Origin of the sequence: Amycolatopsis orientalis, from assembly GCF_000943515.2 — a bacterium.
Classification (GTDB): Bacteria; Actinomycetota; Actinomycetes; order Mycobacteriales; family Pseudonocardiaceae; genus Amycolatopsis; species Amycolatopsis orientalis.
Genome location: NZ_CP016174.1, coordinates 4,238,485 through 4,263,683 on the forward strand (window position 1 = coordinate 4,238,485; position 25,199 = coordinate 4,263,683).

Annotated in this window: 27 protein-coding genes; 16 read left to right on the forward strand and 11 right to left on the reverse strand. The window is 71.2% G+C overall.

Annotated features, from left to right (window positions below):
• Positions 1-145 precede the first annotated feature (145 nt).
• The gene (locus tag SD37_RS18475) at positions 146-1,270 is read left to right on the forward strand and encodes a helix-turn-helix domain-containing protein (protein WP_065912878.1); all 1,125 of its coding nucleotides are present in this window, start codon (positions 146-148) and stop codon (positions 1,268-1,270) included.
• A gap of 3 nt (positions 1,271-1,273) precedes the next feature.
• Here the strand turns inward: SD37_RS18475 and SD37_RS18480 are convergent, their stop codons facing one another.
• Positions 1,274-3,586 (reverse strand): LuxR C-terminal-related transcriptional regulator, encoded by a 2,313-nt coding sequence (locus SD37_RS18480; protein ID WP_044853080.1) that lies wholly within the window; start codon positions 3,584-3,586, stop codon positions 1,274-1,276.
• Positions 3,587-3,753: 167 nt separating this feature from the next.
• Between SD37_RS18480 and SD37_RS18485 the strand changes: the two genes are divergently transcribed.
• Entirely contained in the window at positions 3,754-4,329 is a 576-nt protein-coding gene (locus SD37_RS18485; RefSeq protein WP_044853081.1) for a dihydrofolate reductase family protein, read from the forward strand.
• A 22-nt stretch (positions 4,330-4,351) separates the two neighbouring features.
• On the opposite strand, the gene SD37_RS18490 is transcribed toward SD37_RS18485, so the two are convergent.
• Positions 4,352-4,762, reverse strand: coding sequence for an ATP-binding protein (locus tag SD37_RS18490; RefSeq protein WP_044853082.1), 411 nt, complete (start codon positions 4,760-4,762; stop codon positions 4,352-4,354).
• Between the two features lie 158 nt (positions 4,763-4,920).
• Here SD37_RS18490 and SD37_RS18495 point away from each other — a divergent pair, with 158 nt between their 5' ends.
• A complete protein-coding gene (locus SD37_RS18495) occupies positions 4,921-5,262 on the forward strand; it encodes an STAS domain-containing protein (RefSeq protein ID WP_236725410.1) in 342 nt (113 codons plus the stop codon).
• A 7-nt stretch (positions 5,263-5,269) separates the two neighbouring features.
• On the opposite strand, the gene SD37_RS18500 is transcribed toward SD37_RS18495, so the two are convergent.
• The 4 genes from SD37_RS18500 to SD37_RS18515 form a co-directional block, all read right to left on the reverse strand.
• Positions 5,270-5,623, reverse strand: coding sequence for an STAS domain-containing protein (locus SD37_RS18500; RefSeq protein ID WP_236725411.1), 354 nt, complete (start codon positions 5,621-5,623; stop codon positions 5,270-5,272).
• Positions 5,624-6,035: 412 nt separating this feature from the next.
• The gene (locus tag SD37_RS18505) at positions 6,036-6,221 is read right to left on the reverse strand and encodes a hypothetical protein (RefSeq protein ID WP_037305268.1); all 186 of its coding nucleotides are present in this window, start codon (positions 6,219-6,221) and stop codon (positions 6,036-6,038) included.
• Positions 6,222-6,323: 102 nt separating this feature from the next.
• Positions 6,324-7,703: an FAD-binding oxidoreductase gene (locus SD37_RS18510; RefSeq protein ID WP_044853085.1), complete on the reverse strand. Its 1,380-nt coding sequence runs from the start codon at positions 7,701-7,703 to the stop codon at positions 6,324-6,326.
• Positions 7,704-7,758: 55 nt separating this feature from the next.
• On the reverse strand, positions 7,759-8,751 hold the full coding sequence (locus tag SD37_RS18515; protein ID WP_044853086.1) for a LysR family transcriptional regulator: 993 nt from the start codon (positions 8,749-8,751) through the stop codon (positions 7,759-7,761).
• Between the two features lie 90 nt (positions 8,752-8,841).
• Here SD37_RS18515 and SD37_RS18520 point away from each other — a divergent pair, with 90 nt between their 5' ends.
• From SD37_RS18520 to SD37_RS18550, 7 genes are all read left to right on the forward strand, one after another.
• Complete coding sequence (locus SD37_RS18520; RefSeq protein ID WP_044853087.1) at positions 8,842-10,257, forward strand: aminopeptidase P family protein; 1,416 nt, start codon at positions 8,842-8,844, stop codon at positions 10,255-10,257.
• A 182-nt stretch (positions 10,258-10,439) separates the two neighbouring features.
• Positions 10,440-11,039, forward strand: coding sequence for a helix-turn-helix domain-containing protein (locus SD37_RS18525; protein WP_044853088.1), 600 nt, complete (start codon positions 10,440-10,442; stop codon positions 11,037-11,039).
• Positions 11,040-11,117: 78 nt separating this feature from the next.
• Positions 11,118-12,296, forward strand: a complete 1,179-nt coding sequence (locus SD37_RS18530; RefSeq protein WP_044853089.1) for an NAD(P)/FAD-dependent oxidoreductase — start codon at positions 11,118-11,120, stop codon at positions 12,294-12,296.
• Positions 12,293-12,559: a (2Fe-2S)-binding protein gene (locus SD37_RS18535; protein ID WP_044853090.1), complete on the forward strand. Its 267-nt coding sequence runs from the start codon at positions 12,293-12,295 to the stop codon at positions 12,557-12,559. The genes SD37_RS18530 and SD37_RS18535 overlap by 4 nt, the downstream gene beginning before the upstream one ends.
• A complete protein-coding gene (locus SD37_RS18540; protein WP_044853091.1) occupies positions 12,556-13,908 on the forward strand; it encodes an FAD/NAD(P)-dependent oxidoreductase in 1,353 nt (450 codons plus the stop codon). The genes SD37_RS18535 and SD37_RS18540 overlap by 4 nt, the downstream gene beginning before the upstream one ends.
• On the forward strand, positions 13,905-14,816 hold the full coding sequence (locus SD37_RS18545) for a dihydrodipicolinate synthase family protein (protein ID WP_044853092.1): 912 nt from the start codon (positions 13,905-13,907) through the stop codon (positions 14,814-14,816). The genes SD37_RS18540 and SD37_RS18545 overlap by 4 nt, the downstream gene beginning before the upstream one ends.
• The gene (locus tag SD37_RS18550) at positions 14,817-15,818 is read left to right on the forward strand and encodes a proline racemase family protein (RefSeq protein WP_065912879.1); all 1,002 of its coding nucleotides are present in this window, start codon (positions 14,817-14,819) and stop codon (positions 15,816-15,818) included.
• 68 nt (positions 15,819-15,886) lie between these two features.
• Here the strand turns inward: SD37_RS18550 and SD37_RS18555 are convergent, their stop codons facing one another.
• From SD37_RS18555 to SD37_RS18565, 3 genes are read right to left on the reverse strand one after another with little or no spacing between them, the layout of a single operon-like run.
• Positions 15,887-17,101, reverse strand: coding sequence for a metal-dependent hydrolase family protein (locus SD37_RS18555; RefSeq protein WP_044853094.1), 1,215 nt, complete (start codon positions 17,099-17,101; stop codon positions 15,887-15,889).
• Positions 17,098-17,535, reverse strand: a complete 438-nt coding sequence (locus SD37_RS18560) for a GAF domain-containing protein (protein ID WP_044853095.1) — start codon at positions 17,533-17,535, stop codon at positions 17,098-17,100. Before SD37_RS18560 ends, SD37_RS18555 begins: the two co-directional genes overlap by 4 nt.
• The gene (locus tag SD37_RS18565) at positions 17,532-18,923 is read right to left on the reverse strand and encodes an MFS transporter (RefSeq protein ID WP_044853096.1); all 1,392 of its coding nucleotides are present in this window, start codon (positions 18,921-18,923) and stop codon (positions 17,532-17,534) included. The genes SD37_RS18560 and SD37_RS18565 overlap by 4 nt, the downstream gene beginning before the upstream one ends.
• Before the next feature lie 135 nt (positions 18,924-19,058).
• On the opposite strand from SD37_RS18565, the gene SD37_RS18570 reads away from it, so the two are divergent.
• From SD37_RS18570 to SD37_RS18585, 4 genes are all read left to right on the forward strand, one after another.
• Entirely contained in the window at positions 19,059-19,985 is a 927-nt protein-coding gene (locus tag SD37_RS18570) for a MurR/RpiR family transcriptional regulator (RefSeq protein WP_037305248.1), read from the forward strand.
• Between the two features lie 80 nt (positions 19,986-20,065).
• The gene (locus tag SD37_RS43190; protein ID WP_167369598.1) at positions 20,066-20,233 is read left to right on the forward strand and encodes a hypothetical protein; all 168 of its coding nucleotides are present in this window, start codon (positions 20,066-20,068) and stop codon (positions 20,231-20,233) included.
• Positions 20,234-20,328: 95 nt separating this feature from the next.
• The gene (locus tag SD37_RS18580) at positions 20,329-20,634 is read left to right on the forward strand and encodes a hypothetical protein (RefSeq protein ID WP_044853098.1); all 306 of its coding nucleotides are present in this window, start codon (positions 20,329-20,331) and stop codon (positions 20,632-20,634) included.
• Positions 20,627-21,772 (forward strand): VanZ family protein, encoded by a 1,146-nt coding sequence (locus tag SD37_RS18585; protein WP_044853099.1) that lies wholly within the window; start codon positions 20,627-20,629, stop codon positions 21,770-21,772. The genes SD37_RS18580 and SD37_RS18585 overlap by 8 nt, the downstream gene beginning before the upstream one ends.
• On the opposite strand, the gene SD37_RS18590 is transcribed toward SD37_RS18585, so the two are convergent.
• Positions 21,701-22,390 carry an SDR family oxidoreductase gene (locus SD37_RS18590; RefSeq protein WP_236725412.1) on the reverse strand — a complete coding sequence of 230 codons (690 nt, stop codon included), beginning with the start codon at positions 22,388-22,390 and terminating at the stop codon, positions 21,701-21,703. The genes SD37_RS18585 and SD37_RS18590 overlap by 72 nt on opposite strands.
• Before the next feature lie 91 nt (positions 22,391-22,481).
• On the opposite strand from SD37_RS18590, the gene SD37_RS18595 reads away from it, so the two are divergent.
• Positions 22,482-23,375, forward strand: coding sequence for a LysR family transcriptional regulator (locus SD37_RS18595; RefSeq protein WP_065912880.1), 894 nt, complete (start codon positions 22,482-22,484; stop codon positions 23,373-23,375).
• A gap of 102 nt (positions 23,376-23,477) precedes the next feature.
• Positions 23,478-23,864, forward strand: coding sequence for a hypothetical protein (locus SD37_RS18600; RefSeq protein WP_044853453.1), 387 nt, complete (start codon positions 23,478-23,480; stop codon positions 23,862-23,864).
• Between the two features lie 41 nt (positions 23,865-23,905).
• Here SD37_RS18600 and SD37_RS18605 read toward each other — a convergent pair whose 3' ends face one another.
• A complete protein-coding gene (locus SD37_RS18605) occupies positions 23,906-25,000 on the reverse strand; it encodes a S1 family peptidase (RefSeq protein WP_044853454.1) in 1,095 nt (364 codons plus the stop codon).
• Between the last annotated feature and the right edge of the window lie 199 nt (positions 25,001-25,199).

The window sequence follows — 25,199 nt, forward strand, 5'->3', positions numbered from 1 at the left end:
CTCACGAGCCACCTTGCCCAGCCGAACCTTCACGAACGGGTGATGCGTAGGCCCGGGAGGCCCGACTACGTAATTCACCCGATGTGCCCGCCACCCCGGAGCAGCAGACTCGGCGCCCCGACGATTCGCTGCCCGGAGGTCGACCATGACCGCGTCCCACGCTCCAGCCCGCTCCGCCGCCCTCGTGATCGCCCGCACCGTCGTCGACGGCGTCCGGCATCTCCTGCCCGAGCACGCGCCCCTGCTCGACACGCGTGCCACCGAGTTCGTCGCGTCGGTCCTGGAGCACGACGGGAGGGACTCCGCGTTCGGGATCGCCGCCGGTGCGGACGCCTTCCGGCAGATGGGGGTCGCGGAGTACGCCGCCGGCAAGGGACTCGACCGGCTTTCCCGCGCCTTTCACTCGGCGGGCCGGTGCGCGCTGCCCGTCCTGGCCTCGCTGTCGCGGCAGCCCGGCGCCGGGCCCGCGCTGATGGACACCGGGGTGGAGGCCCTGCTCCGCTGCGTCGACGTCCTGATCCGGCTGTCCACCGCCGCCTACCGCGCCGCGCACACGCCGTCGATGGCCGAACTGCGCCGCGACCTGCTCCAGGAGATCTTGAGCGGCCGACCGCCCGCGAAGTGGGCGGGACTGGCGGCCGAGGCGGGCTGGGTGCCGCCCGCCAAGGTGGTCGCCATCGCCGCGGAGCCCGGCGCGGTCCGGGCCTCCTTCGGCCCGGAGGTACTGGCCGACCTCACCGGGGAGTACCCGCACCTGCTCGTCCCCGACGACATCGAGATCGGCCGCGTGCTGGCGGGGACGCGGGCGGCGGGCGGCCCCGCGGTGGCACCCGCCGACGCCGTGACGTCCCTGCGGTGGGCCCGGCGGACGCTGGAACTGGTCCGGCGTGAGGTGATCGAGGACGGTCCGCTCGTCCGCTGGTCGGATCACTTGACCACGCACTGGCTCTTCGCCGACGAGGTGCTCACGACCGCGCTGGTCAGGCGCAGCCTGGCACCGATCGCCGGGCTGCCGTCGACCGAGCGCGCGAAGCTCGCCGAAACCCTCGACGCGATGCTCTCCGCCCGTGGCGGCGCCCCCGAGATCGCGAACAACCTGGGGGTGCATCCCCAGACGGTCCGCAACCGCCTGCGCCGTCTCCGGGTGTTGTTCGGCGACCGCCTCGACGACCCCAAGGAGCGGCTCGACCTGCGCATCGCCTTGCGCGCGGACCTGCTCGCGCCCGACCCCGGACCGGCGAGGCCCGCCACCCCGATCAGGGCGGCGTGAACCTCAGGCCTGGTCCGCGCTCCGGGTCACCCAGGTGGCCACCTGCACCCGGTTGGAGTACCCGAGCTTGGTGAGGATGTGGTCGATATGCGTGTCCACCGTCCGCCGGGCGATGCCGAGCCGGTCGGCGATCTCCTGGTTCGTCAGTCCCTCGGCGATCACCTGCGCGATCTCGGTCTCGCGCCTGGTCAGCACCCCGGCGGTCTGTCGCCGGGGTTCGGGCACCCGCTCTTCGAGTGCGTACGCGAGGGCGTCGCTTGTGGGCATCGCGGCGCCGTCGGTGAACTCCTTCACCGCGACCTCCCAGCCCAGCGCCGCCGTCACGACGTCGGTGTCGGCCTGCAGCGGTTCGGTGAACGCCTCGTACCGCGTCGGCCACGCGCCCACCGTGCGCCAGACGTTCATCGCGGCGCCCTGCAGGATGGCGGCCCGGTTGGGACGTCCGGTGCGGGCCGCGCAGCCAGCCAGGACCGTGAGCGTGAACCCGACGACGACCCGGTCGTCCACCCTCGCGTGCAGCCGCAGGACCTGTTCGCAGCAGCGGCTCGCCACGGCGAGATCGCCCTGGAGGTACTCGGCGGCGGCGCGCGACCACAGCGCCCAGCCCCGCCAGAAGACCTCGCCCCGCCGTTCACAGCGCTCGACGGATTCGGCGAGCACCGCCCGGCCGCGGTCGATGTCGCCGCCCAGCCAGACGGCCAGCCCGTGGTTGTAACTCGCCCAGAGTTCCGCGCCCTCGTCGCCGTTGGCGCGGAACAGCGCGATGGCCGCGCCGAACAAACGCGCCGCCTCGGACATGGCGTTGCCGATCAGGGCCGCGTAGGCCCGGACGTGGAGCACGTACGCGGCGGCGAGTTCGTCGCCGCTCGCCTCGGCTTCGGCCTCCGCCCTGTCCATCACGGAGCGGTAGGCGTCCATGTCTCCCTGCACCACGGCCAGGAAACCGGACAGCCACAGCACCCGCGCCCGTTCCGGGACACCCGGTGCCGCGGCCTCGTCGAGCCTGCGGACCCACATCCGGCCTTCGGTGTTCAGCCCCCGGAAGATCCAGAACTCCTTGATGTCGCGCAACATCCGCAGCCCGACGACCGCGTCTTCGGGGCCGCCGGTGCAGTAGTCGAGCGCGACGCGCAGGTTCGCGTGCTCGCGCCGCAGCCGCCCGATCCAGCCGAGCTGATCGGTTTCGAGCCATTCGGCGGCGTACCGGCCGGAGAGTTCGGCGAACCAGTCCCGGTGCCGTTTCCGGTATTCCGCCGTCTCGCCGGTTTCGCTGAGCCTGTCGGCGCCGTACTCGCGGACCGACTCCAGCATCCGGTACCGCACGCCGCCCGGGTACTCCTCGCGCAGCAGGATGGACTTGTCGAGCAGCCCGTCGACGACTTCGAGGACCTGGTCGCGCGGCAGGTCCCCGCCGGAACAGACCTGTTCGGCGGCGTCGAGGTCGAAACTGCCCGAGAACACCGACGCGCGCGCCCACAGCAGCCGTTCGGGCCCGGTGCACAGGTCGTGGCTCCAGTCGATCAGCGCCCGCATGGTCTCGTGCCGTTCCGGCCGTCCGCGCCGGTCCTTCGTGAGCACCGAGAACTGCCGGTCGAGCCGGTCGGCGAGCTGGTGCGGGGACAGCGCCCGCGCGCGGACGGCGGCCAGCTCGATCGCCAGCGGCAGCCCGTCGAGCCTGCGGCACAGCCGGATCAGCGGTTCGGTGTCGGATTCGGTGAGCCGGAAGGACGGCGCGACGGCGGTCGCGCGATCCACGAACAGCCGCACCGACTCGTAGCTCATCGCGCGTTCGAAGGAGTCGCCCTGCTCCGGCACCGCCAGCGGGGGCACCGGCAGGATCCGCTCCCCGGCCACCCCGAGGGACTGCCTGCTCGTGGCGAGCACGGTCACCTGGGGGCAGGCCCTGACCACGGTGTCGGCGAACCAGGCGCAGCTGTCGACCAGATGCTCGCAGTTGTCCAGGACGAGCAGCAACCGGCTCGCCTGGAGTGCTTCGACGACGACGTCGATGGCCGGTTTCGCCGAGCGATCGCCGAAGCCGAGGACGTTCGCGACGGTCGGCACCAGCAACGCGGGTTCCCGTAGCTCGGCCAGCGAGACGAAGGCGACTTCGTCGGCGGTGGCTTCGCGGTGGGCCGTCGCGATCCGCCACGCCAGCCTGGTCTTCCCGACCCCGCCGGGGCCGGTCAACGTGACCAGCGACGCCGCTTCCAGCAGCCGTCGCGCCTCGCCGGTCTCGGCGTCACGGCCTACGTAGCTGGTCACTTCGGTGGGTTCGGCCGACCATCCCGAAAGCGAGCCAACTCCGTCCGCCATGCACTCTCCCGCACTCGACCAGACCCGCGATCTCCGTCCGATGTAGACGGGAAACGCCCGGCTGCGGATCCTAGCGGACCGGTCTTTTTTCCGGCACGATGTCGAATCCGCCGGTTCCCGGTCGACGTGGTATCGAAAGCAGATCGGCACGACCAAGGAGAAACCAGATGCGCACCCTGATCGCCACCGCGTTCGTCTCGCTCGACGGCGTCGTCGAAGGGCCCGGCGGGGAGCCCGGCTACCGCAACTCCGGCTGGACCTTCAACGGCATCGAGTTCGACGAAGCGGCCTACGAACTCAAGGGCCGCGAGCAGGGTGAGGCCACCGCGATGCTGCTGGGCCGGGTCAGCTACCAGGCGTTTTCGCCCGTGTGGCCCGGGATGACCGAGGAGTTCGCCGGCTACAACGCGATGCCCAAGTACGTCGTTTCGACCACGCTTCGGGACGAGGACCTGGTCGGCAACTGGGGCGAGACCACGATCCTGCGTTCGCTGGACGAGGTCGCCGAGCTCAAGGAGACCGAGGGCGGGCCGATCATCGTCCACGGCAGTGCGGAGCTGAACCGGAATCTCGCCGACGCGCGGCTCGTCGACCGCTACCACCTGCTGATGTTCCCGGTCCTGCTCGGCGCGGGCAAGAAGCTGTTCAGCGACACCGACAAGGACAAGCAGAACCTCAAGCTCGTCGAGAGCGAGGCTTACGGCAACGGCGTGCAGAAGCTGGTCTACGACGTCGTCCGCTGAGCCCGCGGCCTCGCAGGTGGGGTCAAGCGGGGCAGGGCCAGGAAAGCCGGACGACGGTGCCGGTCGGCGTGCTCGTCACGGAGGCCTCCGGCGCGAAGGCGCGGATGATCGGCAGGCCCCGCCCGCCGTCCGGGCGGCGGCCGTCGCGCCAGCGGCCCTCGTCGGTGACGGTGACCATGATCGAGCCGTCGGCGTGGGCGGCGGTGACCGTCATGACGTTGCCGTCGGTGCCGTCGGGGTAGGCGTGCTTGACGACGTTGGTCATCGCCTCGTAGGCGGTGAGCTTGAGATCCTCGGCGAGTTCGCGGGGGAGGCCCCGGCCGAGGGCCCAGTCCGCCAGGACGTCCCGCAAGGCGGCGGCCTCGGCCGGGACGGCGGCGACTTCGTGGACCAGTTCGTCCGCGCTCTGGCGCACCGGCTCGTCGATCGGCATCACGGAGCTCTCCTCCTCGTCCGCCGCGGTCCACGACCGCCGGATCCATCGCCAAGGCTAAGGCAAGGCGGTGGCCGGGGCGCGCGTACCGGGCGGATGGGTACCGTCATCCGATATCTTCGGAACTCTCGGTGTTCCGATCGTGAGGGAGTGTGACGGTGACTGGCGGAGACGGCGACACCAAGGAGGTTCCGTTCTCGGTGACGGTGGCCAGGCCCGGTGCGCAGGTCGTCATCGCGGTGGCGGGGGAGATCGACCTGACGACGTCCGAAGATCTCAAGGAGACGTTCGAGGAAGCTCTCGAACCCCTGCCCGGCAAGCTCGTCGTCGACCTCGAAGGCGTGGAGTTCTGCGATTCCACCGGGCTGGCCACCCTGGTCGGGATCAACGACCGGTGCGGCAGCCAAGGGGTCGCCTTGAGTTTCCTCCCGTCACCGACGATCAAGCGGCTGGCGTTGAAGACGGGCCTCTCCACCTTGCTGCCGTTCGCGAGCAACTGAGCCGGGCTCACCGATGCGGCACGGGTGAGGCCTTCGGTACTTCGCGGATCGCGTTGGCGAGGTACTGGTACACGGGAATGTGGGCGTCGACGCCGAACAGCTGCAGCAACCGCAGCACCGGGCGGGTGCAGGCGACGACCCCGACCGCCCGTCGCTCCGTGCGGGCACGGGCGGCGGCGGATTCGATGACCCGCAGCCCGGCCACGCCGAGGAAAGTGACCCCGGTGAGGTCGACCACCGTGGTGACGGGAAGGTCGTGCCGCAGCTCGCGCTCGAGCCGTCCGGCGGTGGCGAGGTCGATCTCACCGTCGGCGGAGATGACGAGGACGTCGTCGTTCCACCGGGTTCTCCGGACCTGCAACAGGTGATCTTCGGATGGCCGCGGCCGGGGGATGGGGGCGCTGACGAAGGATCGGAGGGCGGGGCCGTCGCGGCTTCCCGTGGGTAACGAAAGTCGGTCGGTCATGAGCTGGTCTCCCGGATAGCCGGGACGAGACGGACAACGGGCAAGCCTGCACAACTGCTGCGCAAGTCAACGCGCCGCCGCGTCGCCCGATGAAAAGTTCTGGGGCCGCGGACATGCGGGTCGTTCGCGCGGGCTGGTGGACTCAACCTCACGTACCCGTAACCGTACGCCGCTCACCGTGTCTGGCAAGACGGCACCGGGTGAACAGCGCATGATTCACGACGGCGGATGGTCACTCACACAGGGCCTTTTCCCAGGTCGGTCCAGTCTCGTGAGTGGTAATGACGGCTAGAACCGTCATTACCACTCACGAGTCCGGGCGCCGTTTCGTGGCCTTCCTGGCGGCGAGCGAGCACAGGAACGCCGCCACGAAGCCGACCGCGGTGAGGGTGCCCGCCCAGACGGCACCGGTACTGGCCAGCAGGTAGAGCTGGACCACGGCCGTGCATGCGTAGACGACCGCCAGACCCAGCCACAGCCGTTGCGTCATCATCTCCCGTCTCCGTTCCCCAGGTACCGGGTCAATCGCGGCGGGGGGGGCTCTGGTTACAGGGTGTTCGAAAGTGGCGTCTTCCTGGGGAAACGCCGAAGGCCGTCAGGCGGCCCCCGCGGGGAAGACCTTGCCGGGGTTGAAAATGCCGTGCGGGTCGAGCGCCTGCTTGACCGCGCGATGCAGGTCGAGCACCGCCGGCCCGAGCTCGCGGGTGAGCCCGGCTTGTTTCAGCAGGCCGACGCCGTGCTCGCCGGTGACCGTGCCGCCGAGGTCGAGCGCGCCGGAGATGATGTCCTCGAAGGCCGCTTGCGCCGCTTTCCGGGCGTCCTCGTCGCCGGGCGGCGTCACCAGCAACGGGTGGAGGTTGCCGTCGCCGACGTGCGCGACGTTGGCGATCACCACGTTGTGGCGCCGGGCGGCGGCGTCGATTTTCGCGAGCATCTCGGGAACGCGCCGTGTCGGTACGCAGACGTCCTCGGTGAGCACCGGCCCGAGCCGTTCGAGGGCCGGGTACGCCAGCCGCCGGGCGGCGAACAGCGCGTTGGCCTCGGTCTCGTCGGAGGACTGGGCGGCCCAGGTCGCCCCGGCGTTCTCGAAGCATTCGAGCAGGACGGCGGCCTCGTGCTCGCCCAGCGCGCCGGGGGTGTCGGTGCGGCCGAGCAGGACGACGTTCGCGTCCGCGCTGAGCCCCATGTTCTTCCACGCGTCCACCGCCGCGAGACAGTGCCTGTCGACGAGTTCGAGTGCCGACGGGACCACCCCGCGCGCCGCCACCGCCGCCGCGGCCTCGCCGGCCGCGACCGTGGTGTCGAAGTACCCGGCGACGGTCCGTTCCGCGGCCCGCGCGGGCCGCAGCCGGACGGTGATCTCGGTGATCACGCCGAGCGTGCCCTCGGAGCCGACCATCAGCCCGGCGAGGTCGTACCCCGCGACCCCCTTCGCCGTGCGGCGGCCGAGCCGGACGAGTTCGCCGGTGCCGGTCACGACCTGCAGGCCGAGTACGTAGTCCCGGGTGACGCCGTATTTCACACAGCACACACCGCCCGCGTTGGTCGCCACGTTGCCGCCGATCGTCGACCACGGCGAACTCGCCGGATCCGGCGGATACCAGAGCCCGTGTTCCGCGCACGCGGCGCCGAGATCGTCGTTGACCACGCCGGGCTCGACGACCGCGATCCGCTCCAGTTCGTCGATCTCCTTGATCGCGGTCAGCTTGTCGGTGACCAGGACGACGCAGCCGTCGAGGGCGTTCGCGCCGCCCGAGAGACCGGTGCCCGCGCCGCGGGTGACGAGCGGGACGCGATGCCGCAGGCAGAGCCGCACCACCGCCTGGACCTCTTCGGCGGTATGCGGCCGGACCGCCACGAGAGGGAGGCCATGAGGCGCCCACTCGGCTTCGTCGTGGGCGAAGCTCCGCAGGACGTCCGGGTCGCGGACGAGCCGGTCCGGCGGCAGCCCGGCGGCCAGATCATCGATCATCATGGCTCCCACGCTAGGTCTCGTGAGTGGCGATGATGGTCAGAACCGTCATTACCACTCACGAAGACGAACCGGCCGCCCGGAAGAAGTCCGCCAAACCGTCCCATGACCGGGAACTGCGCCGCCGGTCCCACCAGGTCCGGAAGGGGGTGGAGGCCATCGCGTGCCGGGTGTAGGACGTCATCACCGCGCGATAGACGTTCTCCGCCTGATCCCAGGTCAGCCGCTCCTTGCGCCACGCCAGCACGAGCCGCATCCGCAGGGGATCGTCCTTCAGCGGCCGGACGACCATCCCCGGCAGTTCGGGCGCGGTCGGTTCCACGAGCTGCACCGCCTGCCCGGCGGCGATCAGCTGCCGTCCGCCGCCGTTGGGGCATTCGAAGCGGATCCGGGGCGTGAACCCGGCGCGATGCGTCGCGGCGCGCAACGACGTCAGCGAGCCGTCCTCAGGGCCCGGCGGTCCGATCCACGCTTCGTCCGCGAGGTCGGCCAGGTCGACTTCGGAGGCACCGGCGAGCCGGTGCCGGGCGGGAAGGCCGACGAAGACGGGCACCCACGAGAACAGCACCCGGTGCCCCAGATGCTTCGCCAGCGGTACTTCCTGGTCGTCCGACATGGCGATGACGGCGATGTCGAGGGTGGCGCGCGCCAGCCCCTGCGCCAGCACGGAACTGGACGGCTCCACGTGCACGGTCACGTCGAGTCCCGGCAGCGCGTCGTCCAGCAGCTCGACGAACGCGGGCAGACAGTCCATTTGGGACGATCCGAGCCGGACCGGGCCGTCACCCAGCGCGCCGAGGAGGTCGCTTTCGAACCGGTCGAATTCGACGAGCAGGGTCAGCGCACGGCGCAGTGTCTGCTCGCCGACCGGGGTCGGGGTCACGCCGGTGTGGCTGCGGACGAACAGCGGCGCGCCGATCTGCCGTTCGAGCCGCTGGAGCAGTGAGGTCAGCGACGGCTGGGACATGCCCAGCGCGGCGGCCGCCTGCGAGAGGCTGCCCGCTTCGGCGATCGCGCAGATCGCCCGCAGGTGCCGGATCTCCAGGGCCATAGACGGAGTCTATCGCCGACGGTCATTACGGCCGGGCCGTTTCCGGTGTGAAGGTGCGTCCAGGACTCCGACTATCCGAAGGGGGAGCCGATGACCGGCGACCGAACCCGGCCGGACCTGCGCGCGCTACTGGCCGCCAAGGGATTCCGGAACTGGATCAGCGACGGCTGGGAGCCCGTCGACGACGTGGTGGAGGTGCCGCCGGGCACCGCCGAGGCCGCGGCCGCCCATCGCGGCAGGCTGTCGGCGGAACTGCCGGGGCAGCGGATCGCGCTCGCGGCGGGCCGTGCCGTGGTGCGCTCCAACGACACTTTCCACGGCTTCCGCGCCGACAGCGACTTCGTCTGGCTGACCGGCTGTCAGCGCGAAGGCGCGATCCTGGTGCTGACCCCGGCCGGGGACAGCCACCACGCCACGCTGTACGTCCCGCGTCCGGCGGAAGCGCACGAACCCGACTTCGTGGGCGACGCGGACACCAGCCCGTTGTGGGTCGGCTCCGCCGCCGGACCCGCCGCGTACGGCGAGGCGCTCGGCATCGAATGCCGTCCACTGGAAGACCTTCCGCGGGGTTTGCGCGGGCGGAACCCGGGCGTGCTGACCGGCGCCGGCGTCGACCCCGTGCTCGACGGGTTCGGTTTCGGCCACAGCGAACGCCTCCGGACCGCCCTCGCCGAGCTGCGCCGGATCAAGGACGACTGGGAGATCGGCCAGTTGCGCGACGCCGTCGACGCCACCGCCCTCGGGTTCGCCGACGTGCTGTCCGCCTTGCCCGAGGCCGTCCGCGGCGGCGGGGAACGCTGGCTGCAGGGCACCTTCGACCGGCGTGCCCGGACCGAGGGCACGGGCCCCGGCTACACCTCCATCGTCGCGGCCGGACCGCACGCGCCGATCCTGCACTGGACGCGCTGCGACGGGCCGGTGACCGACGACAGCCTGTTGCTGCTCGACGCCGGAGTCGAGCTGGAGTCCTTGTACACGGCCGACATCACCCGGACCTTCCCGGTCGGCGGCGAGTTCACGACGGCGCAGCGCGATGTCTACGACCTCGTGCACAAGGCGCATCTCGCGGCCTTGGCCGAGGTCCGTCCCGGCCGGGACTACGGCGCTTTCCAGGCGACGGCGCTGCGGGTGCTCGCGGAGGGGTTGCACGACTGGGGTCTTCTCCCGGTCTCGGTGGAGGAAGCCCTGTCGCCGGACGGGCAGCAGCACCGGCGGTACATCGTCTGCGGTACCGGCCACTTCCTCGGGCTGGACGTCCACGACTGCGCGGCCGCGAGCCCCGGCGCCTACCGCGAGGGCGCGCTCGCCGAAGGCATGGCGCTCGCGGTCGAGCCGGGTCTGTACTTCCACGCCGTCGACCGCACCGTGCCGCCCGAACTCCGCGGCCTCGGCATCCGGATCGAGGACAACGTCGTGGTCACCGGATCCGGCCACGAGCTGCTCTCCGGCGGGTTCCCCTCGACCGCCGACGAGGTCACCGCGTGGGTCCGGGCGGCCAGGGGCTGAACGGAGCGGGCCGGATGCCTCGTGAGTGGTAATGACGGTTAGAACCGTCATTACCACTCACGAGGCTCCTTGACCGGACCGCCGTCGCGGTGAAAGGCGTGTCATGATGTTCGCGAACTCGATCGGCAAAGCGAACGATTACTCCGCCGGTCGTACGGTTTGACGAACGCAGGGGAGAAGCGGTGGAGGACGAGGCGCCTTCGATCCGGGACATGCTCGCGGTCAACCTTCGCGCGGCGAGGTCGGCGAGGGGCCTTTCGCTGTCGGAGCTCGCCCGGCGGTCGGGTATCGGCAAGGCGACGTTGTCGCAGCTGGAGTCCGGCGGCGGCAATCCGACCATCGAGACGGTGTTCAGTCTCTCCAGGGTGCTGGAGGTGGCGATCTCCGATCTGCTCGACCACCGGGCGGGCGGCGCGCTCACCGTGGTGCGCGGCGCCGACGTCGAAGTGCTCCGCGGCGAGGGAGTGGATCTGCGGCCGCTGCGCCGGATCGAAACCGGCGACGGCGTCTTCGAGGTGTACGACCAGGTGGTGCGCGGGGACGCGCCGCAGCGTTCGCAGGGCCACGTCGGGATCGAGCACACCATCGTGCAGTCGGGCTCGTTGCGGGTGGAGGTGGCGGGCCGGACCGTCGACGTCGGCCCGGGGGACTACGTCGCCTTCGACGCCCGTGAGCCGCATCGCTACACCGCTTCGGAGGGGCCGGTGCATTCGGTCCTGCTGCTGCAGTATCGCGCGGACGAACGGCTCGACGGCAAGCCGCATCCCGTGCTGAAGGGCTGACCGGGGGCCGGGTATTGACACCCTTCCGGGGTGGAACCTACGCTCCGATCGTTCGCTTTACCGAACGGCGGAGGGTCGATGAACCGAACGCGTGTGGTCGTCCTCGGGGCGGGCATCATCGGTGCCGCGTGTGCCCGTGAGCTGAGCCGGGCGGGCTTCGACGTCGTGGTCGTGGATCGCGGCCACCCCGCCGGCGGGACCACGTCGCATGGCGAGGGCAACGTCCTCGTCTCGGACAAGGGACCCGGTGCCGAACTCGAACTCGCCAAGCTTTCGGCCCGGCTGTGGCCGCGAGTCGTCGCCGAAATCGCCGACGAAGACGCCTCGGCCGCGTCGGCGATCGAATACGACCCCAAGGGCGGCATCGTGGTCGCCACCACCGGCGAGGGTGCCGGTGCCCTCGCCGCGTTCGCCGAGGCGCAAGCTGGTGCCGGGATCCGCGCGGAACCCTTGTCGCCCAAGGAACTCGCGATCGCGGAACCCGCGCTGACCCGGGCGGTGACCGCCGCCTTCCGCTATCCGGAGGACGCCCAGGTCCAGCCAGCGGGCGCGGCGCTGGCGCTGCTGGGTTCCGCGCTGCGCCACGGTGCCCGGCTGCGCGCCGGGACCGAGGTCGTCGGCGCGATCGTCCGGAATGGACGGATCACCGGTGTCCGGGTGCCGGGCGGGAGCATCGAGGCCGACGTCGTCGTCAACGCCGCGGGCCCGTGGGCCGGGCAGGTTTCCGCGCGTCTCGGTGCCCCGATCGCCGTCCGCCCCCGCCGGGGCGAGGTACTGGTGACCACCCCGATGCCCGGCGTCGTCCGGCACAAGGTCTACGACGCCGATTACGTCGGCGCGGTCGGCGCGGATTCCGGTGACCTGCAAACTTCCGCCGTCGTCGAGTCGACCTGGGGCGGCACCGTGCTGATCGGTTCGTCGCGCCGCCGGGTGGGCTTCGACGACGCCATCCGCCCCGAGGTGCTCAGTGCCATCGCCGTCAAGGCGCTGCGGCTGTTCCCGGCGCTCGCCGACGTCGCGGTGATGCGGGCTTACGGCGGTTTCCGGCCCTATGTGGACGATCACCTCCCGGTCCTCGGCGAGGATCCGCGGCTGGCGAACCTGTGGCACGCCACCGGGCATGAAGGCGCCGGTATCGGCTTGAGTGTCGGCACCGCGCGGTTGCTGCGCGAACTGCTCACCGGGACGGAGCCCGCCATGGCGGTCGAAGAGTTCACTGTGGACCGTCCGGCGGTACTGGCGGAGGTGGCGGCATGAGCGGCAGGCCGGTCCGGATCACCGTCGACGGCGAACCGGTGGCCGGGATCGCGGGCCAGAGTGTGGCGGGCGTGCTGCTCGCCGCGGGCCGGAACTCCTGGCGCACCACCCGTTCCGGCGCGCCCCGCGGCGTGTTCTGCGGTATCGGCGTCTGCTTCGACTGCCTGCTCACGGTCAACGACGTGCCCGACGTCCGCGCGTGCCTCCGCCCGGCCGCCGACGGCGACGAGATCCGCACGCAGACCCGGGAGGACAGGATTTGAGCAGGCAGGTGGTGATCGTCGGCGCCGGACCGGCCGGGCTGGCGGCGGCCGAGCACGCGCTGCGGGCGGGTGCCCGGGTCACGGTGCTGGACCAGGCGGACACTCCCGGCGGCCAGTACCACCGCATGCCGCCCGAGGCCTACCAGGCGCGGAACTCCGGCCGGGCGGGCTTCGAGCGGCGCCGTCGGCTGCTGGCGCATCCGCGATGCCGGTGGTGGCCCGGCTCCACCGTGTGGGCGTTCGGTAGCGCGGAGAACCGGGTGCATGTCCTGAGAGGACAGTCCGACGGCACTGGGCGACGGCGGCTGACCCTGGTTCCCGACGCGCTGATCCTGGCGACCGGCGCGCATGACCGCACCCTTCCGTTCCCCGGCTGGGAACTGCCCGGTGTGTACACCGCGGGCGCGGCGCAGGCGCTGGCCAAGGGGGAGCGGGTCGCGATCGGCAAGCGCGTGCTCGTGGCCGGGGCCGGACCGTTCCTGCTGCCGGTCGCGGAATCGCTGCTGGGCGTCGGTGCGGAGGTGGTCGCCGTGCTGGAGGCCAACCCGTTCCCCACCGTCCGCAAAGGATGGTCGGCTCGTCCGTGGCGGCTGGCCGCGCATCCCGGCAAGGCGGGCGAGCTGGCCCGCTACGCCGTCACCCTCGCCCGCCACCGCGTTCCGTACCGGCTGGGCCGGGTCGTGATCGAAGCACGCGGCGCAGGCAAGGTCCGCGAGGTCGTGACCGCCGGGGTGCGTGCGGACTGGTCGCTCGTTCCCGGCACCGAGCGGGTATACGAGGTCGACGCGGTCTGTGTCGGCCACGGATTCGTCCCGCGGCCCGAACTGGCCGTCGCGGCGGGCTGTGTCCTCGACGGTGGCTTCGTCCGGGTCGACGGCGAACAACGGACCACAGTGGACGGTGTCTTCGCCGCGGGAGAGATCACCGGCATCGGCGGAGCGGGCACCGCCGCCGCCGAAGGTGCGGTGGCCGGATGCGCCGCCGCGGGCGGGCGTCCGTCGCGGGCCCTGCTCCGCACCCGCGACCGGGCGCTGGCCTTCGCCGAACGGCTCGCCGCCGCGCATCCGATCGGCCCAGACTGGCCCGGCTGGCTGCGTGCCGACACGATCGTCTGCCGCTGCGAGGAAACCACGTACGGCGAACTGACCCGCGCCGCCCGCGACCCCGCCTGCCCGGGCCCGCACGCGCTGAAACTCGGCACCCGCGCCGGGCTCGGTCCGTGCCAGGGCCGGATGTGCGGCGTGAGCGTGGCCGAACTCTGCGGCGGTGCCGAACGGCATCACCGCCCGATCGCACAGCCCATCCGGCTGGGCGAACTCGCCTCCCGACCCGAAGGAGAACCTGAATGAGCACCCCGGACCTCGGTGGCGTCGTCGTCGCGACCGCTCTCCCGTACCGGGCGGACGCGTCGGCGCCCGCCGGGCTGGCCGTGGACTACGACGCCTACGCCGCGCACTGCCGGTGGCTGATCGACAACGGCTGCCGGGGCGTCGGCCCGAACGGCTCCCTCGGCGAGTACTCCTCGCTCACCGACGACGAACGCCGCCGGGTCGCCCGCACCGCGATCGAAACCGTCGGCGCGGACGGGATCGTCGTCGTCGGCGTGCACGGACCGGGGTCGCATCAGGCCAGGCACTGGGCCGAGATCGCGGCCGAGGACGGCGCCCACGGCCTGCTCTGCCTGCCGCCCACGATGTACCGCGCCAACCGCGGCGAGGTGCTCGCCCACTTCGAGGCGGTGGCCTCGGTCGGCCTGCCGGTGATGGTCTACAACAACCCCATCGACACCAAGGTCGACCTCACCCCGGGCCTTCTCGCCGAGATCGCGGCGATCGACAACGTGGTGGCGGTCAAGGAGTTCTCCGGCGATGTCCGGCGGGTGCTGGAGATCCGCGAGCGGGCGCCGGGCCTCGACGTGATCAGCGGTGCCGACGACGTCGTGCTGGAAAGCCTGCTGATGGGCGCGACGGGCTGGTTCGCCGGTTTCCCCAACGTGTTCCCCGCCGAATCCGTGCGCCTGTTCGAATTGGCGACGTCCGGCAAGCTCGAAGAGGCCAAGGCGCTGTACGAGCCGTTGGTGGCCGCGTTCCGGTGGGACTCGCGCACCGAATTCGTCCAGGCGATCAAGCTCGGCATGGATCTCGTGGGCCGCTACGGCGGGCCGTGCCGCCCGCCGCGCGGGCCGCTGACCGCCGGGCATCACGAACAGGTCCGTGCCGACATGGGCCGCGCGCTGGCCTCGCTGGGGGTGAAGTAGGTGCGGTCGATCCGCTCGATCACCGCGGTCGACTCGCATACCGAGGGGATGCCGACCCGGGTGGTGACCGGCGGGGGCGGCCTCATTCCCGGCGCCACCATGGCCGAACGCCGCCGGTACTTCATGGAGCACCTGGATCAGCTGCGGCGGTTCCTGATGAACGAGCCGCGCGGCCATTCCGCGATGAGCGGCGCGATCCTGCAGCCGCCGTCGCGCGACGACGCCGACTGGGGCGTGGTGTACATCGAGGTGTCGGGCTGCCTGCCGATGTGCGGGCACGGCACGATCGGGGTGGCGACCGTACTGGTGGAGACCGGCATGGTAGAGGTGACCGAGCCGAAGACCGTGGTCCGCCTGGACACCCCGGCCGGGCTCGTGCACGCCGAGGTCGAGGTCCGGGACGGGCGCGCGGAACGGGTCAAGCTCCGCAACGTCGCGTCCTTCCTGGCCGAGCGGGACGCCGTCGTCGAGGTGCCCGGATTCGGGGAGGTGCGCTACGACCTGGCCTACGGCGGGAACTTCTACGCCATCCTCGAACTGTCCCAAGTGGACATCCCGTTCGAGCGGACCGAAAAGGACCGGATCCTCGCCGCGGGGCTGGACATCATGGCGGCGATCAACGAGCAGCGCCCGCCGGGACATCCGGCCGATCCGCTGATCGGCGGCTGCAAGCACGTCCAGTTCCTCGCCCCGGGGTCGGACGCCCGCGCTTCGCGCAACGCCATGGCGATCCATCCGGGCTGGTTCGACCGGTCACCCTGCGGCACGGGCACCTCGGCCCGGATGGCGCAGCTGCACGCCCGCGGTGAGCTGCCGCTGCACACACCGTTCGAGAACAGCTCGTTCATCGGCACCACCTTCACCGGCGAGCTGGTGGCCGAGACCACCGTCGGCGGTGTCCCCGCGGTGGTGCCGGAGTTCTCGGGGCGGGCCTGGATCACCGGAAACGCCACCTACCTGCTCGACCCGGACGATCCGTTCCCCGAGGGTTTCGTCCTTTGACCCCGGCGTTTCGTCCTCTGGTTGCGATGCTTGCGCGTGCAACTACCGCGACCAGAGGACGAAACGCGTCAGGGGGAGACCACCGTCCCGCCCTGGACGACGTGCCGGAACGCCTTCGGCTCGGCCAGGACGCCGATGTCCTCCAGCGGATCCCGGTCCACGACGAGCAGATCCGCGTGCGCGCCGGGGGCCAGCGTGCCGATCTCGCCGGTCAGGTTCAGCAGATCCGCGGCGGTCGACGTCGCCGACCGGATGACGTCCAGGGCGGGCTGCACCTCGCCGCGCAGGCGGAATTCGTGGTTCTGGTGCCGGTGCATCCCGCCGAGGAGATCGCTGCCGTACACGAGTTTGACCCCGCCCCGCGCGGCGCGTTCCAGCGCGGCCATCCCCGCGCCGAGCACCTCGTCGACCTTGCGCCAGCTGGATTCCGGCAGCCCGTGCTCGCGCCCCTCCTCCTTCAAAGCCCAGTACGTGACCAGGGTGGGCACGAGATACGCGTCGTGGCGGAGGAACAGTTCGACACTCAGGTCGTCGATCAGGTTGCCGTGCTCGATCGACCGCACGCCCAGCTCCAGCGCCCTGTTCACGGCGCGGGCGGTGTAGGCGTGCGCCGCGACGTAGCGGTTGGCCGACTCCGCCTCCTCGACGATCGCGCGCAGTTCGTCGGCGGAGTACTGCGTCGAGTCGATCCGGTCGGTGGGGGAGGCGACGCCGCCGGAGGCCATCACCTTGATGTGGTGCGCCCCCTTGCGGAGTTCGTCGCGCGCCGCCGCACGGACCGCGTCGACCCCGTCGGCCACCCGGCCGAGACCCGCGCAGCACGGATGGTCGTCACTGGCGTTGGCGCCGCGGGTCCGGCTGTCGCCGTGCCCGCCGGTCTGGCTCAGCGCGCGGCCGCAGAACAGCAGCCGCGGGCCCCGGAACAGCCCCTCGGCCTGCGCGTCGGCGAGGCCGTAGTCGGCACCGGAGGCATCGCGGACCGTGGTGAAGCCCCGGTCCAGCATCCGGCTCATGGTGCGGGCGCTGTGCGCGGCCACATAGGACGGTGACGACGCCGGGAGCGACCCCAGATCCGCGGTCGACGCGGTCACGTGGACGTGGGCGTCGATGAGGCCGGGCAGGACGAACGCGCCCCGCAGGTCCAGCGTCCGGACGTCGCCGGCGGTGAGCCCCGTGCCGACCTCGACGACGCGGCCGTCCTCGCAGCGGAGGTCCCCTTCGGTGTACTCGCCCTTGACCGGGTCGAGCAGGCGGGCGTCGCGCAGCAGCAGTGAGCCGGTCATCGGGTCTCCAGGAGTTCGAGCAGGGCCGGGACGGCCAACGGTGCCAGGGAACGGGCCGCTTCGACGGAAGCGTCGTCGTAGCTGCCTTCGGCGTCGAGGATGTTGAGGACGCCGAGCGTGCGGCCGTCGTCCACCACCGGCACGTTGATCACCGCGCCGCAGCCCAGCCGGTCGATGAGTTCGTGGTCGGCGAAGATCTCCCGCACCGCCGCGCTGTCCGGGCCGAAGTAGGGTTCCTGTCCGGTGATGCACCGGTCCAGCCAGCCCGCGGCCACCTCGACGGTCTTCTCGCCGCCCACCGGGTACTCCGCCGGGTGGCTGCTGTGCACCCGCCGCAGCGCCTGCCGTTCGGGCACCCACGCCAGCACGGTGAACAAGCGCACGCCGATGGTGGCGCGGGTCTTGTCCTCCACAGTGGACAGTGACATGGTCACTTGGTCATCTCCTTCGCGGTCTTCACGGGCGCGCCGTGTTCGGTCAGTTCTTCCAGCGAGCGGCCGGCGGTGGACAGGCCGAACACGACCACGCACACCACCCCGGCCGCCAGGACGGCGGTGGTCAGGCCGAAGACACCGGCGAACCCGAGGCTCGCGGCGGACAGGCCGATGATCGTCGGGGCCAGGATGCTGCCGACCCGGCCGAACGCGCTGGACAGCCCGGTCCCGCTCGCGCGGATCCAGGTCGGGAACACCTCGGGGGTGTAGGAGTACACGCCGGCGTAGGTGCCGTTGAGGAAGAACGACAGCACCGCTCCGGCGAGGGTGATCGACCACGGCGCGTCCATCTGGCTCAGCCAGAACGCGCTCACCGCCGAACCCGCCAGGTACAGCGCGATGGTGTGCTTGCGGTCGAGCCGTTCGGAGAGCCAGGCGGCGGAGAAGTATCCGGGGATCTGCGCCAGGTAGATGATGATCGAGAACTCGAAGCTCTTGGTCACCGTGATCCCCCGCTCGACGAGCAGCGTCGGGATCCAGGAGAAGAAACCGTAGTAGGAGAAGGTGATCACGAACCAGACGGTCCAGATCACCGCGGTACGGCGGGCCATCGCCGGGCTCCAGAGGAACTTGAGCGCGCTGAGGAGATTGACCTTGGGCGTCTCCGTCGCGGGCTGGGCGTCGGTCTCGGCGACCGCCGGAAGTGCCCGCCTCGTCGCCTTTTCGACGTCCCGCTCCAGTTTGGCGACGATCTTCTCCGCCTCCGCGTGCCGCCCGTTGGCGACGAGGAACCTCGGTGACTCCGGCAGGGACCGGCGCCACCACAGCAGCATCACGATCGGCAGCGCGGTGATCAGCTGGGCGACCCGCCAGCCCTCCGGCACGGTGGGGACGACGAAGCGCCCGATCAGCGCCGCGGCCACGAACCCGAAGGAGAAGAACCCGGCGAGCGCGCCGACGAACCAGCCGCGCCGCTTGGCGGGCACGAATTCGGACAGGAACGGCGCGATGATCGCGCTTTCGGCGCCCGCGCCCGCCCCGGCCAGCACCCGGGCGCCCAGGAAGACCTCGTAGTCGGGGGAGAAGGCGGCGAGCACCGAGAACACCGCGTAGAAGGCCAGCGCGTACATCATGACCTTCTTGCGGCCGATGCGGTCGCCCAGCAGGCCGGCGGCGATCGCGCCGAAGAGGAAACCGAACGGCGTCGCGGAACCGATCAGCCCGAGCTGCCCGTTGTCGAGGCCCCAGGCCGCTTTCGCGCTCGGCAGGAGGAAGGCGACCACGGCGGAGTCCATCCCGTCGAAGGTGTAGCCGAGTCCGCCGATGAGCAGGAGTTTGTAATGGGGACGGCTCAACGGGAGCCGGTCCAGCCGGGCCAGAAGCGTCATGGGGAACGCCTTCCGTGGTTCGGGCGACGAGGAGTGCGGACAACGTATACTGCGTTTCGTCAAAACTGCAATGGTTGTTGCAAGTGGTTCACCGGGCACGATGCGTTACCGTGACGCGATCGAGGGAGGGTGTGCGTGACAGAGACGGCGGCCGACGACGGTTTCGAGGCGTGGCTTCGGGAACGGACACCGGAACGCGGGCTGCGGCCGAAATCGGCGGCCGTGCTCGAAGTGCTGGTCTCCCAGCCTCGCCGCGCGTCGTTCGGCTCGACGGCCGAGCTCGCGCAGCTCGCCGGGGTCAACGTCGCCACCGTGACCCGGACCGCGCAGGCACTGGGTTTCGCCGGCTGGCCCGCGCTGCAACAGGAACTGCGCGCGCGGTACCTGTCGTCGCTGAGCGCGCCGCAGGTCGCCGAAGAGCACCGTGACGTCGATTCGCCGGGCTCGGCGTCGCTGCGCCGGGACCTCGACAGCCTCGCTCTGCTCAACCGGCGGTTCGACGAGGACGAGATCCGCAACGTCGCCGAGGCCGTCGCCGCCGCGCGCCGCACGGTCGTCATCGCCGACGGCAGCTATGCCGCCGTCGGGATCGCCTTCGCGCACAACGCGCGGCTCGCCGGTTACGACGTCCACGCGATCACCGCGGGCGACGCCGAACTCGCCAACGCCACGGCGAAACTCACCGATGAGGACGTGCTCATCGCGATCAGTTTCTGGCGGCTGTACGAAAGTACGGTGCTCGCCGCGAACGAGGCCAAGGCCAGGGGAGCCCGCGCCTTCGCCATCACCGACGCGGCCAGCCCCGCGCTGGCGGGGGCCGTCGAGCAGGTGCTGATGGTGCCTGCCGAGGGGGTCACCTTCTTCCCGTCGCTGACCGCGGGAATGAGCCTGGTGCAGGCCATCGTCGCGCAACTGGCCGCCGTCGACCCGGTCCGGACCGGTGAATCCATCGAGGCGGCCGAAGCGATGTGGTCGCGGTTCGATCTGCTGCACCGCCGCCCTGGGTCGGCCGAAAGGCCGGTGCCGAAAAGGCCGACCGGTCGAGGCGTCCCCGCCGGATGACCGATCCGCCGCACCCCGCCGGGAAGCGATCCTGGTTCCAGGCCGCCGGAAAAGGCGGCGCCAGGAACGAGGAGAACGAAATGACGATCATCGAGACCCTGGGCGCTTACGCCGGCTTCGCCCTTCTGGTGCTGATGGCGGCGACCCCGCTGCTGGTCGAACTCGACCAGCGCTTCCCGGCCTTCCGCCGGGCGAAGGTGGCCGAACCGGAAAGCCGGATGCCCGCGGGTACCCTCGCCTCGGCGTGACGCAGAGCACAGAGTGCTCGTACGACTACCTCACGTGAGTGATTCCAGCTCCACCGATTCGTAACTTTGTGTCGCGTTATGGAACGCTGAGTGACGTGACCGTGGATCTCTGCTCCAGCTCCCCTTCCGCCGACGCCTTCGCGGAATTCCGCCGCAACGTCGACGAACTGACCCAGGCGTTCATCGACGCCTGCCGTCAAGGCCGCAGTCCCGGCGACGCCACCCTCGACCTGTTGCAGCGTGTCCACCGTGAAGACCGCAACTGGGTCGTCGTCCATCTCACCTTCGCCATCGCCGCGCTCGCCCATCAGCGCGCCATCGCCCCGGCCGACGCCGTCACCCGGCCAGGTGGCGTGACGGGTGCCCCGGAGCGAGCGTTGTTAGCTTCCGCGAGTGACTGATCCGACCGTCTCCGCGATCATCGCGGTATTCGCGGGTTTCGTGCTCGCGGGCCTCCTGGCCGTCCCGTACATCGCGGCGAGTTACCGGCGCCGCGGCGAACTCGGGCTCTGGCGGGTCCTTCTGGTGTTCGGGTTCCTGGTCTACGCCATGGCCTTGTGGACGTACACGCTGCTCCCCATCCCGCGGATGACGGCGACGTGGTGCGCCGAGCACGCGGCGAGTCATCTGCAGCTGCGCCCTTTCCGGTTCCTCGCCGACATCCGCCGCGAGCAGGCCGGCGGCGGCCTGCGGGCGTTCCTGCGCAACCCCGCGGTCCAGCAGGCGGTGTTCAACGTCGCGCTGTTCGTGCCGCTGGGGATGTTCGTGCGGCACCTCTTCCGGCGCGGTTTCCCGGCCACCGTCGCGATCGGGTTCGCCGTCTCGCTGTTCATCGAGTGCACCCAGCTCACCGGTGTCTGGTTCCTGTTCGACTGCCCGTACCGGCTGGCCGACGTCGACGACCTGCTGACCAACACCCTCGGTGCCGCGGTCGGCTTCGGACTCGCTCCCTTGCTGCGCCTGCTGCCGGGGAACGAGCCGTCCGCGCCGCCGGGAATCCCGCGGCCGGTCACCGCGCGCCGCCGTCTGCTCGGGATGGCCGTCGACGTCGTCTCGGTCGTCCTGCTCGGCACCACCATCGGGATCGTGACGACGTTGCTGGCGGGTGAACCGGGCGCCGTGGTCACCGCCCTGATCGGCACCCTGCTGCCCGCGGTGCTCCTGCTGTTCGTCGTCCCGCTCGCGGGCGACGGCGCCAGCTTCGGCCAGCGGGTCGTGTTGCTGCGTCCGGTCGGGCCACCCGGCGGGAAGCCCGCCGGGTGGCGGATGATCGTGCGTTTCCTCGCCGGCTCCGGCGGCTATTTCACCTTGCTCACCTTGGCTTCCACGGTCAACGGCGGATTCGAGGCGCTGGCGAACCTGCTGTTCTTCGCCAGCGGGGTCCTCGCGATCCGGCCTCAAGGCCACCAAGGACTGTCCGGTCTCCTCGCGGGTTTGCGGGTGGTCGACGTACGGGCGGTCGGCGCCTCAGACCAGCCGCCCGCCCCCGTCGACGTGCACGGTGCTCCCGGTCATGAAGGGATTGGTCAGCGTCAGTAGCGCGGCCGAGGCGATATCGGCGGGCCGCCCGACCCGGCGGGCGGGATTGCGCGCGGCGGTGTCGGCGAAGAAAGTGTCCCGGTCCGCCCCGAGCCGGTCCCACGATCCGGAGTCGACGATTCCCGGCGACAGCGCGTTGACCCGCACCGGCGCGAGTTCCACGGCGAGTGCTTCGGCGAGGTGACCGACGGCGCCGTTCGTCGTGGCCATCACGGAGAGGCCGGGCGCCGGTCGCCAGGCCGCGAAGCCGGAGAACAGCAGGATCGAACCGCCGTCGCGGGCGGCGGGCGCGAAATGCTTGGCGAGCAGCAGCGGCCCGATCACCTTGGCGTCGAAGGCGCGGGTGATCGCTTCCCGTGCCAGCCCGGTCACCGGGCCGCCTGTGTGGTTCGCGGCCAGCGACACCAGGTGATCCCAGGAACCGACCTGCGCGGCGAGCGCGCGGATCGAGTCCTCGTCGCCCAGGTCGACCCGTGCGGTGGTCACCCCCGGCAGGTCGAGGGTGCGCGGTTCGCGCCCTGCCAGCACCACGGTGGCGCCCGCCTCGGCCGCGTCGGCGGCCAGCCGCCTGGCGATGCCCGAGCCGCCGCCGACGATGACCATTTTCTTGTCCCGCATCGTGAATGTCATATCCACCTCAGCGCGGCAGGGGCCGGGAACAATCCCGTCGCGATATGAAGGTTTTCGCTTCTGACGATAGATTTGACGAATGCCTACGTTGCGCTCGCTCGAGTGCCTGGTCGCCGTCCTCGACGCCGGTTCGGTGACGGAAGCGGCCGCCCGGCTGCATCTGTCGCAACCCGCGTTGTCGCATCAGCTGGCCGCGCTGGAGAAGGAGATCGGGACGCCGTTGCTCGAACGGCTTCCGCGCGGGGTCCGCCCCACCGCCGCCGGGCGGGCGGTCGCCGCGGACGCGCGCGCCGCGCTCGCCGCCGCGGACCGGGTCGTGGCCACCGGCCGGGCGGGGGCGGACGGGTCCGATGGGCTGTTGCGCGTCGCGTGCGCCGAGTCGATGACCGTCGCCCTGCTCGCGCCGGTGCTCCGGGTCTGGCGGCGGCGCCGTCCCGGGCTGGGGATCGCGCTCACCGAACTGTCCAGTGCCGACGAGCTCGCCGGGCTGGTCGAAGCCGGGATGGCCGATCTCGCGATCGGGCCCCGGCCGACCCGCTGGACCGGGCCGGCCGAGCTGATCGGGCGGGAGGAGGTCGTCGTCGCGGCGGCGAAGAACCACGAGCTGCCCGGCGAGGTCCCCTTCGCCAGCCTCGCCACCGAACCGATCGTGCATTACCACCCGGACAACGGTTTGAGCGGCTGGCTCGACGCGGTCGCGGCCGAGCACGGCGTCACGCTGACCGCGACCACCCGCACCCGCAGCACCGCCACCGCCGCCCAGCTCGCCGCCGCGGGCCTCGGTGTCGCGCTCGTCCCGGCCACCGCGTTGTCCGGGTCGTTCCCCGGCAGCCTCCGGCGGCTCGACCCGCCGCTGAGCCGCGACGTCGTCCTCCTCACCCTCACCCCGAACGATCCACTCGTCCATCGCTTCGGCGCCGATCTTCTTCGCCGGGGGATCCCGGTGCCGTCCGCGGTGGCCGCTTCCCCGTGAGGCCCGCCATGACCCGATCGGGTCTATCCCGCCGTTCGCGCGAGTCATTCCGGCCGGTCGCGGGCAGGGGCCGGAACACTCCCCGCGGTGGACGTGGAGTCGATGGATGACGTGGCCGACTGCCTGCTCTCGGTGGCGTGGAACATTTTCCCGCTGATGGGCAGGCCACCCGCGCGGCCGGGGAACCGGCCCGACGAGATCAGGTCCTTCCTCGTCGACGCCTGCCACGACGCCGGGATGCGGGCCCGTGAATGGGCGGCCGCGCGCGGAACGGGGTCCGAAGAGGACCACCGTCCTTTCCTGCGGCTCGCCGAAGTCGCGGTGGACACGGATCTGTTCCTGAGCATGGTTTCCGGCACGCTGGTCGCCGACGACGAGCGGGTCCGCCGTCGGTGGGCCGAGATCGAGCTGCTGGTCCGCGAGGCCCGCGACCTCGCCGACGAGGTCACGGAATTCCTCGACAGGCAGACCGCCGCCTCTTGCCCGTGACGGCGGGGGCGGCCGGGGAATTCGGCCGCCCCCGCCGGGGATCAGTCTTTTTCGAGCGTCAGGTCGTAGCGGTTGAGCACCTCCTTGACGGGCTGGAAGAAGGTGGTGCCGCCGTCCTCGCAGTCACCCGAACCGCCCGACGTCATCCCCTGTGCCTGCACCAGTTTCGTGCCGGAACCCGAGGTGGGCCGGCTGACGAACGAACCGCCGGAGTCGCCCGGTTCGGCGCAGGCGTCGGTCTGGGTGAGGCCCTTGACGATGTTCCCGTTGCCGTAGTTCACGGTCTGGTCCAGGGCCTCGACCCGGCCGCACTGCCAGTGGGTGGTGATCCCGGACCGGCAGATCCGGCCACCGACCCCGACCACGTCGGCGCCTTCGATCCGCACGTCCGAACCGTCCCCGTACCGGTCGACCCGGGGCGGGGTGGAGACGTCCGAGTGGGTCACCCTGACGGTCCCGTAGTCGTTGCCGGGGAAGGACGATCTCGCGACGGTGCCGATCGTTCCGCCGACACCGCGTACCGTGCCGCCGAGTTCGGTGCAGTGACCTGCGGTGATCACGTAGTGGTCGTCATCGTCGTAGGCGTTGAATCCGACGGAACAGGCACCGCCGTTGAAATAGAGACCCTGCCCGCCGACCACCGCCCACAGCGGGCGCGGCGCGCTCTTCACCTGGTCCACCCGGACCGGGACCCCGGCGGCCGCCGCCCAGGCCCGCCCGGCGGGGTCGCCGCCCACCACGCTGACCACGACCTCGTTCGTGGGCAGGTCGACGTACCAGCCGGCGACCGAAGCGGGCAGGCCACCGGTTTTACCGTCCAATATGGACTGGATTCGCTTCAGTTCGGCGAGGTTGTGCCGCACCACCTTCGGCACCGCGCCCGCGGCGCGGATCCGGGCGGAACCGCTCGCGTCGGTGGTGCCGACGACCAGCGCGCCGGTCGTCGTGTCCAGCCAGGAGCCGGCGAACGCGGCGCCGAGCGAGCCGCCGAAATGCTCTCGCGCGGCGGCCAGCGCGGCCGGGCCAGCGGCTTCGTTCAGCGCGGGTGCCGCGGCCGAGGCCGGGACCGCGAAGGCGGTGACGGCCGCGGCGGCGCCGGCCAATGCGGTCATGATGCGCAAGGGACGTCGGATCACGAAAACCTCCATGGATCGCGGAATTCGGTGCGGGATGTGTACTGGAGAGGTGCTCCTCATTCGACGTTACGACAAAGGGATACCCGCCGATTCCGCCATTGGAGTAGCGCCGACGATTCGCCTTTCCGGCTCAGTGGCGGCGGGGTTTTCGGGAATTGCTCACTCGTGTGAGTGGAGGTTGCCCGATTTACCGTCCCTG

Coding starts and splice junctions, on each gene's coding strand:
- SD37_RS18565 (WP_044853096.1), bottom strand. CDS start 18,923: ATGACGCTTCTGGCCCGGCTGGACCGGCTCCCGTTGAGCCGTCCCCAT.
- SD37_RS18480 (WP_044853080.1), bottom strand. CDS start 3,586: ATGGCGGACGGAGTTGGCTCGCTTTCGGGATGGTCGGCCGAACCCACC.
- SD37_RS18530 (WP_044853089.1), top strand. CDS start 11,118: ATGAACCGAACGCGTGTGGTCGTCCTCGGGGCGGGCATCATCGGTGCC.
- SD37_RS18520 (WP_044853087.1), top strand. CDS start 8,842: ATGACCGGCGACCGAACCCGGCCGGACCTGCGCGCGCTACTGGCCGCC.
- SD37_RS18475 (WP_065912878.1), top strand. CDS start 146: ATGACCGCGTCCCACGCTCCAGCCCGCTCCGCCGCCCTCGTGATCGCC.
- SD37_RS18555 (WP_044853094.1), bottom strand. CDS start 17,101: ATGACCGGCTCACTGCTGCTGCGCGACGCCCGCCTGCTCGACCCGGTC.
- SD37_RS18505 (WP_037305268.1), bottom strand. CDS start 6,221: ATGATGACGCAACGGCTGTGGCTGGGTCTGGCGGTCGTCTACGCATGC.
- SD37_RS18515 (WP_044853086.1), bottom strand. CDS start 8,751: ATGGCCCTGGAGATCCGGCACCTGCGGGCGATCTGCGCGATCGCCGAA.
- SD37_RS18590 (WP_236725412.1), bottom strand. CDS start 22,390: ATGCGGGACAAGAAAATGGTCATCGTCGGCGGCGGCTCGGGCATCGCC.
- SD37_RS18490 (WP_044853082.1), bottom strand. CDS start 4,762: ATGCCGATCGACGAGCCGGTGCGCCAGAGCGCGGACGAACTGGTCCAC.
- SD37_RS43190 (WP_167369598.1), top strand. CDS start 20,066: ATGACGATCATCGAGACCCTGGGCGCTTACGCCGGCTTCGCCCTTCTG.
- SD37_RS18595 (WP_065912880.1), top strand. CDS start 22,482: ATGCCTACGTTGCGCTCGCTCGAGTGCCTGGTCGCCGTCCTCGACGCC.
- SD37_RS18600 (WP_044853453.1), top strand. CDS start 23,478: ATGGATGACGTGGCCGACTGCCTGCTCTCGGTGGCGTGGAACATTTTC.
- SD37_RS18485 (WP_044853081.1), top strand. CDS start 3,754: ATGCGCACCCTGATCGCCACCGCGTTCGTCTCGCTCGACGGCGTCGTC.
- SD37_RS18545 (WP_044853092.1), top strand. CDS start 13,905: ATGAGCACCCCGGACCTCGGTGGCGTCGTCGTCGCGACCGCTCTCCCG.
- SD37_RS18535 (WP_044853090.1), top strand. CDS start 12,293: ATGAGCGGCAGGCCGGTCCGGATCACCGTCGACGGCGAACCGGTGGCC.
- SD37_RS18510 (WP_044853085.1), bottom strand. CDS start 7,703: ATGATGATCGATGATCTGGCCGCCGGGCTGCCGCCGGACCGGCTCGTC.